The sequence below is a fragment of the Thermomonospora sp. CIF 1 genome (assembly GCF_001896795.1).
Classification (GTDB): Bacteria; Actinomycetota; Actinomycetes; order Streptosporangiales; family Streptosporangiaceae; genus Thermomonospora; species Thermomonospora curvata.
Genome location: NZ_MOYN02000026.1, coordinates 153415 through 166747, shown reverse-complemented (window position 1 = coordinate 166747; position 13333 = coordinate 153415). Strand labels below are relative to the sequence as shown.

The 13333-nt window shown below is 70.9% G+C and carries 12 protein-coding genes; 4 read left to right on the top strand and 8 right to left on the bottom strand.

The window, feature by feature from the left end:
* Positions 1-11: 11 nt before the first annotated feature.
* The gene (locus BUE48_RS23265) at positions 12-1598 is read right to left on the bottom strand and encodes a substrate-binding and VWA domain-containing protein (RefSeq protein ID WP_169313055.1); all 1587 of its coding nucleotides are present in this window, start codon (positions 1596-1598) and stop codon (positions 12-14) included.
* A 552-nt stretch (positions 1599-2150) separates the two neighbouring features.
* Here BUE48_RS23265 and BUE48_RS23260 point away from each other — a divergent pair.
* Complete coding sequence (locus BUE48_RS23260) at positions 2151-3770, top strand: AMP-binding protein (protein ID WP_012854981.1); 1620 nt, start codon at positions 2151-2153, stop codon at positions 3768-3770.
* 107 nt (positions 3771-3877) lie between these two features.
* Here the strand turns inward: BUE48_RS23260 and BUE48_RS23255 are convergent, their stop codons facing one another.
* The 3 genes from BUE48_RS23255 to BUE48_RS23245 form a co-directional block, all read right to left on the bottom strand.
* Positions 3878-4156 (bottom strand): hypothetical protein, encoded by a 279-nt coding sequence (locus tag BUE48_RS23255; RefSeq protein ID WP_012854980.1) that lies wholly within the window; start codon positions 4154-4156, stop codon positions 3878-3880.
* A gap of 367 nt (positions 4157-4523) precedes the next feature.
* Complete coding sequence (locus tag BUE48_RS23250; RefSeq protein WP_012854979.1) at positions 4524-4820, bottom strand: hypothetical protein; 297 nt, start codon at positions 4818-4820, stop codon at positions 4524-4526.
* A gap of 559 nt (positions 4821-5379) precedes the next feature.
* Complete coding sequence (locus BUE48_RS23245; RefSeq protein WP_012854978.1) at positions 5380-5601, bottom strand: hypothetical protein; 222 nt, start codon at positions 5599-5601, stop codon at positions 5380-5382.
* 898 nt (positions 5602-6499) lie between these two features.
* On the opposite strand from BUE48_RS23245, the gene BUE48_RS23240 reads away from it, so the two are divergent.
* Together BUE48_RS23240 and BUE48_RS23235 are read left to right on the top strand one after the other, a co-directional pair.
* Positions 6500-7204 (top strand): polysaccharide deacetylase family protein, encoded by a 705-nt coding sequence (locus BUE48_RS23240; RefSeq protein ID WP_012854977.1) that lies wholly within the window; start codon positions 6500-6502, stop codon positions 7202-7204.
* Positions 7205-7611: 407 nt separating this feature from the next.
* Positions 7612-8124 carry an STAS domain-containing protein gene (locus BUE48_RS23235; RefSeq protein WP_286991041.1) on the top strand — a complete coding sequence of 171 codons (513 nt, stop codon included), beginning with the start codon at positions 7612-7614 and terminating at the stop codon, positions 8122-8124.
* Between the two features lie 44 nt (positions 8125-8168).
* Here BUE48_RS23235 and BUE48_RS23230 read toward each other — a convergent pair whose 3' ends face one another.
* The 4 genes from BUE48_RS23230 to BUE48_RS23215 are packed head-to-tail and all read right to left on the bottom strand — an operon-like array spanning position 8169 to position 11785.
* Positions 8169-9203, bottom strand: coding sequence for a methyltransferase (locus BUE48_RS23230; protein ID WP_286991040.1), 1035 nt, complete (start codon positions 9201-9203; stop codon positions 8169-8171).
* Entirely contained in the window at positions 9196-10020 is an 825-nt protein-coding gene (locus BUE48_RS23225) for an ABC transporter permease (protein WP_286991039.1), read from the bottom strand. Before BUE48_RS23225 ends, BUE48_RS23230 begins: the two co-directional genes overlap by 8 nt.
* Complete coding sequence (locus BUE48_RS23220; protein ID WP_012854973.1) at positions 10017-10796, bottom strand: ABC transporter permease; 780 nt, start codon at positions 10794-10796, stop codon at positions 10017-10019. Before BUE48_RS23220 ends, BUE48_RS23225 begins: the two co-directional genes overlap by 4 nt.
* Entirely contained in the window at positions 10793-11785 is a 993-nt protein-coding gene (locus BUE48_RS23215) for an ABC transporter substrate-binding protein (RefSeq protein ID WP_169313054.1), read from the bottom strand. The genes BUE48_RS23220 and BUE48_RS23215 overlap by 4 nt, the downstream gene beginning before the upstream one ends.
* Positions 11786-12050: 265 nt before the next feature.
* Here BUE48_RS23215 and BUE48_RS23210 point away from each other — a divergent pair, with 265 nt between their 5' ends.
* Entirely contained in the window at positions 12051-13328 is a 1278-nt protein-coding gene (locus tag BUE48_RS23210; protein WP_012854971.1) for an NsdA family TPR-like regulatory protein, read from the top strand.
* The last annotated feature ends 5 nt before the right edge of the window (positions 13329-13333 follow it).

Sequence of the window (13333 nt, the reverse complement as noted above, 5' to 3'; positions counted from 1 at the left end):
GCGTCCGCGGGTCAGCACTTGGGCGCGCAGACCCGCCGGGAGGTGCCGGCCAGGAAGATGTTGCGCATGTCCTCGGCCGTCTTGGCGAAGTGCACGCTGCCGCCGGTGGCCTCCGCCAGCTGCTGCAGCTCCTTGCGGTCCACCTCGTCCCCGAAACCGATGATCACCAGCTGGACGGGGCGTTCGGGGTCGTGGCCGGCCCGCAGCTTGGCCAGCGTCTGGCGCAGCGTGGGACCGTCGTCATCGTCGTTGCGGCCGTCGGTCATCAGCAGCACCGTGTTGACCATGTCCGGTTTGTAGGTCTTGCGCATGTAGGACAGGGCGGCCAGCACGGTGTCGTACAGCCCGGTGTCGCCGTCCGGCTTGGGCTGCAGGGACGCCAGGGAGCTGAGGATCTGCTGCCGCCGGGTCCCCGAGCCGAGCCGCTCGCCCAGCGGCCCCACCGGCACCGTCTCCTTCCAGTCCCGGTCGCCGTCCAGCTTGGTGGAGAACACCCACTGGCCCAGCTCGGTGTCGTCGGGCTGGAACTTCAGCCCCAGTTGCGCGGCCTTGGCCAGCACCTGCATGCGGGTGTCGCCGGTGCCGGGCACCCGCTGCAGCATCGACCCGGAGATGTCCAGCAGCGACAGCATCCGCGAGGTCAGCGACAGCTTCGCCCACGCCTGCAGCGTCTGCTGCACTTGCTCGGCCTCGGGCAGGGGCAGCAGCCGCACGCCGCCGTCGGAGCGGTCGGTGCGGAAGCCGAGGGCGCGCAGGTCCCGCCTGGTGGCGGCGCTGCGCACCTCTCGTTCGAACAGTCGCGCGGCGGTGGTCTTGTCCAAGGCCGCGGCGATCGGGGTGTAGGGGTAGTCGAGCGCCAGCGTCCCCTCGGCCGGCCGCAGGATCTGCAGCCGCTCGCCGGGGTGGTCCCGGTTGTGCCGGAGCACCGCCTGCTCGGAGGTCACCAGGAGGCGGTCGCCGGTGCCGGCGGCGAACTGGGTCTGCACGTCGGGCACCACGCCCTGGCGGACGCTGCGGACCAGGCCGGTGAACTTCTCCACCGCCTTGGAGTCCCCGGCCAGCGACATGCGCACCGCCATGAGCATGCCCAGCCCGATCGCGCTCCGGTTGGGGTCGGGGGTGCGCGATCTCGCCCGGTCGGAGCCCAGCAGCCCTTCCCAGCTCGGCCGGGAGGCGGCCGCAAGGCCGCGCACCGACTTGCCGGCGCCGATGACGATGGGTGTCTCGGCGATGGAGGTGCCCGGCTGCGGCATCCGGGCGGCGGGCTGGGAGCCGCCGGGGGCGGACCGGGCCGCCCACAGCGAGGAGTCGGGAATCCACACGTCCGGGACGCGTTCGGCGCCGCGCGAGGTGCCGGTGCCCGACAGCAGGGTGGCCACCGCCTGCGGGTCGGCGGGGTGGACCGTCACCTTGATGCAGCGTCCCTCGGCCACCTGCTTGCGGTCGTTGAACCGCTGCGCCGCGGACCGCAGGGCGGGCTCCAGCTCCGGCGCCACGGTGACGTTCAGGTCGAGGGTGCCGCGGGCGGCGCAGTTGAGGGAACCGGCGAAGGCGTACACGCCGCCTCCCACCAGGAGCGTGGCCGCCACTGTGCTCACCAAGGTGACAAGGGAACGCCGCCGTCCCCGGCGCCGGGCCCTCCTCCTGGGGGGAGCCGGGCTCGGCTGCGCTCCGCTCCGCCGACTCGGGCGCCGCTCCCACGGCGATTCCGGACGACTGCCATGGCGTCCGCTCACGTTCGGTCCCCTATCTCAGACATGCATCCAGCCCCGGCGCCGGAGTGTCAGAAGGGTCGTCCGTGCACTATGGGGGGTCAATCGGGAGTCGATAACACTGTTGCCGCCCAGCGTTCGCCGGCATTTCGGTTGTCGTGCCTCACAGCGGGCGCCCGCCGTCCTGGACCGATGGGCGGACGCCTGCCGCCGTCGTGGGCGTCTGGGTTTCCTTTGTCACACTCCCGTAGCGGCCCGGACCGCGAAGACCGGCGCTGACCTGGAAAAACAGGGAAGACTGTCACATAGGTGACAAAAAACGCAGGTGGTGGGTGATACGGCATGATGGCGACCGCCCGTCCGGCTGCCTAGCCTCGGTATCCGGCGATGACAGGGAGCGTTCATCCGGGCGGGCCCGGCGGGAGGTGGAAAGCAGGCGTGGCGCAGACAGCCGGGATCAGGCAGCGGGCCGAGACCATGCTCAGGGTCGCCGCCATGTTCGCCAGCAGCGGGCTGTGGCGGCCGGGGCCGCCGCTGAAGGTGGCCCGCCAGCTCGACGCGCTGCGGCGCTGGGGAACCACGCTGGGCGGATCGCTGGTGTCCGCGGCGGCCCGCGACCCCGGCCGGGCGGCGATCGTGGACGAGTACGGGACGCTGACCTACGCGCAGGTGGACGCCCGCACCGACCGGCTGGCGGCGGCGCTGGGCGACGGCGGTGCGCGGCCGCGGGTGGCGGTGCTGTGCCGCAACCACCGCGGGATGGTCGAGTCGCTGGTGGCCTGCAGCAAGCTCGGCTCTGATGTGGTGCTGCTCAACACCGGCATGAGCGCCGAGCAGTCGCTCAAAGTCCTGGACGAGCAGCAGGTCGAGGTGCTCATCGCCGACTCGGAGTTCGCCGAGGTCCTCAAGGGCGCCCCGGCGGCGGTGCGCACCCTGACGGCCGACGGCCCCGGCTCGGCGGTGGCCGAGCTGATCGACCGGACCGTGCTCAAGGCGCCGCTCACCCCGCCCCCGCACTCCGGCCGCACGATCGTGCTCAGCTCGGGGACGACCGGGCAGCCCAAGGGCGCCGGCCGGCACTCCAGGCCGGGGCTGGGCCCGCTGGCGTCGGTGCTGTCGCGCATCCCGCTGCGGGTGCACGAGACGATGCTCATCGAGGCCCCGATGTTCCACACCTGGGGCTATGCCGCCCTGCAGATCGCCTTGGGGCTGCGGGCCACCATGGTGCTGCGCCGCCGGTTCGACCCCGCGGCCGGCCTGCGCACCGCCGCCGAGACCAGGGCCACCGCGCTGATCGCCGTCCCGATCATGGCGCAGCGCATGCTGGAGTGGCGCTCGTCCACCCAAGAGGAGCTCGACCTGTCGGCGCTGCGGATCGTCGCGCTCAGCGGCTCGGCCCTGCCCGGCGGGTTCGCCACCCGTTTCATGGACGCCTTCGGGGACGTCCTCTACAACCTCTACGGCTCCACCGAGGCCTCCTGGGTGACCATCGCCACCCCCCGTGACCTGCGGCGCCACCCCGACACCGCGGGCAGGCCGCCGCGCGGCACCAGGCTGGCGATCCTGGACGAGGAGGGCCGGCCCGTCCCGCCGGGCACCGTCGGGCGCATCTTCGCCGCCAACGAGCTGCTGTTCACCGGGTACACCAGCGGCGCCACCAAGGAGACGGTGGACGGCATGATCAGCCTGGGCGACCTGGGCCGCATCGACGAGGACGGGCTGCTGTTCGTCCAGGGCCGCTCCGACGACATGATCGTCTCCGGTGGGGAGAACGTCTTCCCCGGCGAGGTCGAGGACGCGCTCAGCGAGCTGGAGCAGGTCCGCGAGGTCGCCGTGGTCGGGGTGCCGGACGAGGAGTTCGGGCAGCGGCTGGCCGCTCACGTGGTGCTGCACCCGGGCGCGGAGCTGACCGCCGACCAGGTGCGCGACCACGCCCGCCGCCGGGTGGGCCGCTTCGCCGTGCCCCGCGATGTGTACTTCCCCTCCGAACTGCCGCGCAACGCCACCGGCAAGGTCCTGCGCCGCCAGTTGCGGGCCGAGGCGGACCGGGCCTCCTGACCGGCCCCGCGCGGCGGCGGCCTTTTGGCCGGGGAGCAATTCGGCGGCGCGAATGCGAAGAGGGGATCGGCGCGCGAGCACCGATCCCCTCTGGGTGTGAACCGTCGTCAGTTCCTGTTGATGATGGCGTTGGCCTGGTCGCACCGGCCGGCGTTGATGTCGTTGGCGCTGTCGGCGGCCAGCAGAGCGACGTCCTGAAGGAGGTTCAGGTCCAGCAGGCCCCGGTCGGTGCCGGCGTTGATGTCGCACTCGTTGGCCAGGATGTTGTGGTGGTTGCTGTAAAGGTCGGAGTCGTAGTCGCCGCCGGCCATCGCGGGGGAGGCACTCATCAGGACCCCGCCCACGGCCACGGACAGAACGCCGGCCGCCGCCAGTCGCTTGAGCATTGTGGTCTCCTTCTTGTGATTTGCGGTATACCGATCCGGATCCGGCATTCGGTGTCACGCTTTCGCGGTCGCCCGTCGCCGGTAGCAAGCACAATTGGTATCACCTGAATCGGCCGCGGAACCAGCCTTCTCAGAAGGCAAGGGGAACTCTTTTGAATTGCATTGCCCGACCAGGGCTCGAGGCGGGTGGCATTTCCACATTGTCGTCGGGAAATGGATGCCGGTCCCGCGGCTGTATTTTCGGTGACTTCTCGGACTTGTCCGAATGGCTGCTACCGGAGGCGGGCTGGCGCTGCAGCGGTTCACCTGCCGGGGGTATGCGAGGAGGCCGACGCTGAGCGCCGGCCTCCCTGCGGGTGGAACGCGGTCAGCGGTTCCGGTTGACGATGAAGTTCTCCTGGTCGCACTCGGCGACGTTGACGTCGTTGGCGCTGTTGGAGGACAGCAGCGCCAGGTCCTGGAGGATGTTGATGCTGATGAGGGTCCGGTCGTTGCCGGCGTTGATCTCGCACCCGTTCACCAGGGCGTTGTGACGGTTCTTGTACCCGTCGGAGTCGTAGTCGTGGTGCCCGTGCGCGGCGAAGGCCATCGCCGGGGTGGCGGTCATCAGTACCCCGCCTGCGGCCGCGGTCAGAACGCCGGCCGTTACCAGTCGCTTGAGCACTATGTCTCCTTTTTTGGGTGTGACTGCCGATCTCGACCCGCGGCGTGATACAGCCCGCCGGTCAGCAGACATCGTGGCACCGTGAATTGCCCGCGTCACCGGTAAATACGGGGTCCCGAACATTTCTTTCCCCGAACATTGCTTTTAAGGGCGTCCGGCGGGATGCGGGGGCGCGGCCGGTTCACGTTGGTCCCGGTCCGTGCGGATTTCCGGAAATGGCGGATGGGGAGGAAGACGATCCGAGGCGGACGCGGCGGGGCCGGCCGCCTCGCATGCTCACCGGCGTGACAGGCGGCGACAAAAACCGGTGGCGGTACGACCACAAAGGTCGTACCGCCACCGGTGTATCGGGCGATGCGGCACACCCGCTCCGCAGGCCTCCCCGAGGCTTCCACCCCGGTGAACCTTTTCGGGTGCGTGGCCCAAAGCTCTGCGAACGGGAGCTCCGATGCTGCGACGTCTCCGTCTCGACCTGCGGAGACGGCGTGTTGAAAAGGTTCGGTGCCGTGGGCCGGGCGTTGGAGGGGCCGGCGCTGGAGGGAAAGCGGCGCGCGGGTCGTCAGCGGTTCCCGTTGAAGATGATGTTGACCTGCTCGCACCCGCCGCCGCTGTAGGAGCGGCGGTCCCCGAGCAGGAAGCCGTAGTCGCCGGACGGGCAGCTGCGCAGCAGGGCGTTGTCGTGGCGCACCCCGTAGTCGCCGGCCAGCGCGGGTGCGGCGCCCATCAGCACGCCGCCTGCGGTCAGGGCCAGCAAGCCGGTCGCCGCCGTTCGCTTGAGCATGGTCGTCTCCTCCGCTGATCGTGGATATCGATCCGGTTGCAGACCTGCGGCGCGAGGCGACCGCCGGTCGCCGGCTATACCTACACAGCGCCCGCCGGGCTGTCGATGCGGGCCGTGACTTCAAAGGAAGTTTTTCCTTGCCGGTTGAATGATTTTCACCACCCGCCCCATGGGCGGGCGCGGTGCGCGGGCCGTATTCGGACGGACCGCCCCCGAACCTTTTCCGCCCGCCGTCTGCCGGGAGCCGGACGGCGGGCCGCGGCCGGGGAGGCGCGGCGGAGGCCGCCGCGGCCCCGCCGGCGGGTCCGGGAGGCCGCGAGGGCCGGCCGGCCCCGCCGTCCGGCACCGGAAATGGGAAACCGGCGAGCCTTTCAATTCTTGATCTCTCAACTTTTCGGGGGTGCCTCCCAAGCGCCGTCCGGATTCGCCTCTTCCCAGGTGACGGCCGCAACGGGCGGGTTTGGCCGGCCTGCTGGATAAGGCGCCTTGGATGGGCTTCCGCGGCACCCGGCGAGTCCTGCCGGAAGGTCAATTCAATAAATGACAAAGTGTCGGCTTTATCTGGTTCAAAGGGTCGGCCGGAGTGCGGGTGCCATGGCAGGCTCGGGCACTGAACCTTTTTCAATACACGCTTCAGGGCGCCGGGATGGGAGCCTCATCGATGTTCGGTTCGGTGACGTTCCGGGTCACGGCCCCCGAAGACGGCGTGTTGAAAAAGTTCACTGCGCCGGAATGGCCATCCGGCCGGGCCGATGACGTTCCGGGACGGACTGAAAGCCCGCCGTCCGGCGTTCGGGCGCCGTTCTTTCGGGAGCGCTCTGCGGCATCGGCGCCCCTTCTTCATCGGCCGTCCCGGTCCGGGCCGTGTCCTGACGAACGGGGAGAGGGGGATCGGCCGGTGAAGCCCTGGACGGCCCGCATGCCGTTGATCTTGAGGTATCACTCGGTGGACCGGATCGCCGATGCGCGCCGGCCGCCGGTCCGCCCCGAGACCTTCGAGCGCCAGATGGACTGGCTGCACCGCAACGGGCTGCGCGGGGTGAGCGTGGGGGAGCTGCGTGAGGCACGGCGGGCCGGGCGGGGACGCGGCCTGGTCGGGCTGACCTTCGACGGCGGCCACGCCTGTTTCGCCACGCGCGCCGCACCGGTGCTGGTGCGCCGCGGTTTCACGGCCACGGTCTTCGTGCCCGCCGAGAAAATCGGCTCAGATGCGCCCGGCCCCCGGCGCGGGCCGATATCGCCACGGCAGTTGCGGTGCATGGCGGGCATGGGCATGGAGATCGGCTCGCACGGGCTGCGGCATGTGTCATTACCGGAGACCGATGATGAGGAGCTGGCCGAAGAGCTGACCCGCAGCCGGGCGATCCTGGAAGAGATCATCGACGGCCCGGTCACCGGCTTCGCCTACCCCTACGGCCGCGTGTCGCACCGGGAGGTGGACGCCGTGCGCAAGGCCGGCTATGAGTACGCGTGCGCGATCGAGCCGTCACCGCTCATCGGCGATCACGCGCTTCCCCGCACCTGCATGGACGATCGGGACCGCGGCCTGCGGATGTGGGGCAAACTGCTCCGGCACCAGATCCGCTGGCTCACCTGGGTGTGAGGAATGTTGCAAAGCCGACAATAAGCGTCCGATTGCTAACTTTTCGGACTGTCTCCGCAAAAGCAGCGGAACGGGAATATGGGTCAGCCGGCGCCCCCGGCCTCCCCTGTTGCGCAGGTCAATGCCGCTTGCATCAGTCTTGACCTTCCGCCAAGTGTCCTGGCCGGGGGCGCGGGTATTTTCCCTGCCAATCGACCACTTCTTTCAGCACTCGATTCGGATGCCGTGAGAATCGCTGGAAGCGGCCGATCAAAAGTTGGTGGAGCCATGCCGTGTCATGACTTCGCGCGGACCGTTTTTCGGCCCTTCCGGGGCACCCGGGCGCCGGAAGGAAAACAGCTCGAAAAAGGGTTCACCGTTACTTGGACCGTTTGCTCGAACCCCCCGGGAAGGGTCTTTGAAGGCTGATGAGAGACCAGTGCCGGCGCAAGTCGCCATCGGAGCCGGACCCGGGCCGCCGACCCGCCCTGCGGGTCCGCGTGCACCGCACCGGCAGTGACCTGTTCGTCCAGCTCACCGGTGAGCTGTGCGCGCGCACCGTGGAGATCCTGCGCGCCCCGGTGCTCGGCGCGCTGCGGGCGGTGCCCGCGGCGCGGCTGGTACTGGACCTGTCGCGGGTCCGCATGAGTGACCGGTTCGGCCTGGGCGTCCTGGTCGCCCTGCGCAACACGGCGATCGACGTGGGCGGGCGGGTGATCCTGCTCAGCCCGGGCGCCGAGATCCGGGCGCTGCTGGCCGAAAGCGGGCTCGACCGGCACCTGATCACCTGCACCGGCCTGGAACTGACCGGCACTCAGGTCCCGGTCAGCACCCGTCCCGCACCGCCGCTGCCCCTGCGCGCCGCTTCGCCGGCCCTGCCGCTGGAGGCGCCGCCCGAGCCCGCCGGGGAACGGGCCGCGCCCGAGGGCGCGGAGGCCTGACGGCCGCCCCGTCCCGCCGGCGAAGGCGGGACGGGGCGGCGGGCTCATCCGGCGGCGGCCGCCTCGACGAGCGTGGGCCCGCTGGCCAGCTCGATGGTGCGCAGCGGCTTGAAGCCGCCCTCTTCGAGCAGGCCCAGGTAGGCGTCGCGGGTGCGCTCGTGGCCCTCGCCGAACAGCGCCATCATCCGGATGTCCATGTCGTAGCCCAGGTGGGGCCGGTCCGGCACGTCCGGCAGCAGGATGTCCAGCAGCAGCACCCGGCTGTGCTCGCCCATCGCCTCGCGGACGGTGCGCAGGATCTGCAGCGCGGTCTCGTCCGGCCAGTTGTGCAGGATGCTGGCCAGCAGGTAGCGGTCGGCCTTGGCCGGCACCGACTCCAGGAAGCTGCCGGCGACCACCTCGCAGCGGTCGGCGACCCCCTGGGAGGCCAGGTAGGCGTGGGCCGCCTCCGTCACCGAGGGCAGGTCCAGCAGGGTGCCCTTGATGCCGGGGTAGGCCGACAGCACGTCGGCGATGATGGTGCCCACGCCGCCGCCCACGTCCACCATCGTCTGGACGCCGCTGAAGTCGTAGGCGTCCAGCAGGCCCCGGGCGAACGAGCGCGAACGCGCCGTCATGTAGGCGGCGAACTGCTTCTCCAGTTCGGGCCGGGTCGCGTAGTAGCCGTACAGGGAGCCGTGGCTGTCGGCCACCGGGGAGCGGCCGCTCCGCACCGTGTCGGCCAGCCGCCCCATCAGCGTCCAGCTCATCTCCTCCCCCATCACCGCGACACCCGGGTGCATGGAGTCGGGGACGTCGCTGCGCAGCAGGGCGCCGACCTCGGTCAGCGCGTAGGTGCCGCGCTCGGTGTCGGCGGTGACGACGCCCAGGGAGGCCATGGCGCGCAGCAGCCGCTCCATGGACGGCGCGTGCGCGCCGCACCGCTCGGCCAGCTGCTCGGCGGTGAGGGGGCCGCCGGCGAGCCGGTCCGGGCAGCCCAGCTCCACCCAGGCGTTCAGCGCGCAGAACCGCCACCAGCCGCGGATCAGCTCCCAGATCCGGGCGTTCGGGTCGGCGGTCGGGCTCGGGCTGTCAGACATGCGAAGGCTCCGTACGAGACGAGAAGGAGGTGTCGATCGAGTGGCGGTGGCGGGCCAGCGCCCACCGCTCGCAGCGGCCCAGGGCGAGCGCGAGCAGGTAGCCCAGCGCCCCCAGCACGCAGATGCCCGCCCACATCGCCGGCATGTCGTAGTTGCGCTGGGCGTCCAGCAGCAGGGAGAAGGCGATGCCGTCCACCGAGCCGGTCATCTCGGAGACGACCATCAAGATCACCGCCAGTCCCAGCGAGACGCGCAGCCCGGCGAAGATCTTGGGGGCCGCCGAGGGGATGATCAGATAGCGGACGCGCTGCAGCGGGCCGAGCCGGTAGATCAGCGCGGTGTCGTATTGCACCGGCTCCACCGAGCGGGCGCCGTCGAAGGTGTTGAGCAGCACCGGCCACACCACCCCGAAGGCGATGGTGACCAGCTGCATCGGGGTGCCCACCTCGAACAGCACCACCCACATGGGGGCCAGCGCGGTGGGCGGGATGGCGCGGGCGAAGTGCAGCGCGGGCTCGAACATCTCGCCCAGCCAGCGGATCCGCCCGATGGCCAGGCCGACCGTGATGCCGATCAGCGACGCGATCGCCCAGCCGGTCAGCAGCCGCAGCACGCTGGGCGGGATGTTCTCGATCGCGGTGTCGGTGAGCCACAGCCGTTCGGCGGGCCCGCTGAACCACAGCTCCCGCAAGCGGGCGGCGATCTGGGAGGGCGGCGGGGCGAACGGGTTGGCCGCCAGCCGGGTGACGATCTCCCAGCAGACCACGGCGACCAGGACCGTCCCCCAGCCGGCGGTTCGCGACAGCAGTTTCCTCATGAGACGCGGGCCGAGGTGTGCCAGTGGAACAGCCGCCGGGAGGCGGCCGACAGCAGGACGTCGGCGGTCAGGCCGAGGATGCCGGCCCACACCACCGCGCCGAGGATCACGTGGGTCTGCCCGGCGCTGGCGCCGGCCTCGATCAGCCAGCTGCCGATCCCCTGACCGCCGCCGGCGTACAGCTCGGCGGTGATGGTGACGATCAGGGAGATCCCGGCGGCCACCCGGACGCCGGTGGCGATGAACGGGGCGGCGCCCGGCAGCGCCACGTGCCACAGCACGGCGGGTCTGCCGAACCCGAAGGTGCGCATGGTGTCGACCGCGATCGGGTCGGTGGCGCGCAGCCCCCGGATGGTGTGGATGAGCACCGGCCAGGAGCAGGCGAACGCGGCCACCGTGGTGGCCATCCGCCCGGTGTTGCCGAACGCCAGCAGCGCCAGCGGGATCAGCGCCACCGGCGGGATCGGCCGCAGCAGCTCCAGCAGCGGGCCGGTGAGCCGGTCCACCAGCGGCAGCGCCCCGATCACCACCCCGACGGGCACGGCGATCGCCACCGCGATGGCCAGCCCGCTGACCCACACCTGCATGGTGGTGACCAGCGCGGTGCGGAAGTCCGCCTCACCGGGCAGGGTGAAGGTCTGCCCGAGGATGGTGGAGGCGTACGGGAGCACGTCCGGGTCGATGAGGCCGCTTCGGCCGGCGGCTTCGGCGAGGGCCAGCAGGCCCGCGGCGCCCAGCGCGCCGCGGGCCACGGTGGCCGGTGGGGTCCACCTCACGCGGACGGCCCCGGGACGATCATCGACTTGACGTCCAGCTTGTCGGGGTTCTTCAGGTAGCCGTGGTTGCCCATCAGCCCGGCCAGCCGCTCCAGCCGGGTGGGGTTCTGGCTGGTGGGGAAGGACCCCAACGTGATGGTCTGCGCGGTGGCCTGGTCCAGGCCCTTGACGTAGGTGGGCAGGGTCCGGGCGACCAGGTTGCGGTCGGAGGCGGCCATCTGCTGGGCCTTGGCCATGGCGCGCTGGAAGGCCGCGACGGTGTTGGGGTACTTCTTGGGGTAGTCGCCCAGCGTGCCCCAGCCGGAGATCGGCAGGTTCTTGGTGGGCCCGGAGGGGTCCATGGTGTCCAGGACCGTCCGGCCGCCGGCCCGGTGGATCTGGGTGATGAACGGCTCGGCCATCCAGGCGGCGTCCACCCGGCCGGCCTCCAGCGCCGGCTGCATCTGCGGGAAGGCCATCTCCACGTAGTCGATGGACTCATCGGAGATGCCCGCGGCCTGCAGGCAGGCGCTGATGGACAAGGTGGCCACCGACTTCAGGCCCGGCACCGCGATCTTCTTGCCGGCCAGGTCCTTGGGCTCCTTGATGGAGGACTTCTCCGGCACCACCACCACGAAGGAGCCCTTTTCGCCCTGGTAGGCGTCGGCGAGGATCTTCCAGTCCACCGCGCCGTTGCTCTGTTCCTGGGCCAGCAGCGCGGCGGTGTAGTTGGTCATGGAGATGTCCAGCTGGCCGCTGCGCAACAGCGGGACCGCGGCGGCGCCGGTCTGGATGAACTGCGTCTTGACGGTGAGCCCTTCGGCCTTGAAAAGGCCCTGCTGAATGGCGATGTACAGGGCGGCGCCCTCGGGCACCGGCAGCAGGCCGACCGTGATGGTGCTCTTCTCCAGCCCGCCGCTGCCGCCGCCTTCGTCGTCGCCGCTGCAGGCGGCCAGCGCGCCCGCCGCCAGCAGGGACGGGAACAGCGCCAGAACCCCGCGACGGGACATGGACGGGACATTCATGCTGCTTACGGCGTTCTCGTGCGTATAAGCCCCAGTGTGGGGCGAAGTCCGCCGATGCGACGGGGTGTTTCGATCTTCGATGGGCATGCCTGGGACGGTTGCGCAGAAGTCGCGGCATCGCTATGACATGCTTTTGACATATGCAGACATCTTCGGACGTTTCAGGACGTGTGACGTTCTGATTGGGTGTCAATCCCCACAGTAATCGGCCGTTCGGCCCGAGTGCTCTGCGGCCCGAGTGGAGAACGCGATGAGCCATCCGACGTTGCTGGCGGAGATTTCGGCCAAAAGACGCTGGTCAAGCGATGATGGGGCCAAGGCATTCCGGGCCATGGCCCGGGAAATGGGGGAGGACGTCGAGATCAGCGAGCGGACCTGGAACCGCTGGTGCCGGGGCGGTCTGCGAAAGCGTCCGCGGATGGCCTGCTGCCGCGTTCTGGAGCGCATGTTCGGCAAACCGGTGGAGGTCCTGCTGGCCCCGGCCGACTCCGCCGACCGCTCCGCCGAGAGCGGCCCTGCCGACATCACCGACATGCTGACCGCCGCCGCCGAGGAGTCCACCGCCCACCTGGCGCAGGTGGAGTCGCTGGCGCTGGGGCCGGTCACCTTGGAACAGGCCGCCGACGACGCCATCCGGCTGGCCCGCGCCTATGCCGCGCTGCCCCCGGCGCAGGCCCTGCAGCAGGGGGTGCGGCTGCGGCGCCGGGTGGCCGAGCTGCTGTCGCAGACCGCCCGGCCCGCCCAGCACCGGGACCTGTACCTGATCCTGGGCCAGCTGTGCGGGCTGCTGTCGGTGGCCTCCTTCGACCTGGGCGACACCGGCGCGGCCACCGCCCACGCCCGCGCCGCCTGGGGGTACGGGGAGCTCATCGAGCACGACGCGCTGCGCGCCTGGGCGCGCGGCACGCAGGCGCTGATCGCCTACTGGGAGGGCCGTCCCAACGCGGCGGTGCGGCTGGCGCGGTCGGGACGCGGCTACGTCAAGGGCGGCACGGGGCTGATGCGCGTCTGCTACATCGAGGCGCGCGCCCACTCCTACCAGCGCGACCACGTCAGGGCGCGGCAGGCGCTGGAGGACGCCCACCGGGCCCGCGACGACCGGCGGCACGATGAGCTGCACGACGGGATCGCCGGGGAGTTCGGCTTCGGCCCGGTGCGGCAGGCCCGCTGTGAAAGCAGCGTCCACGTCCAGCTCGGCAACGGCGCCGAGGCGGTGCAGGCCGCCGGGCGGGCGCTGGAGGCGATGGCCTCCTCCGGGCGCCGCAACCTCAAGCTGGCCCCGCAGGCGCACGCCGACATGGCCGCCGGGTATCTGCTGCAGGACGCCCCGGACGCCGCCGCCGAGCAGCTGCGCAACGTGCTGTCGGTGCCCGCCCAGCACCGCATCACCGGGCTGATCGAGCGGGTGCGCACCGTGGCGGACCTGGCCGGCGGCAGGCACGCCGCCGACACCCCGCTGGTGCGGGAGATGATGGACCAGATCCACGACTTCATGAACGCCCCGGCCGGCCGCTGCCTGGTTCCCTGACCCCT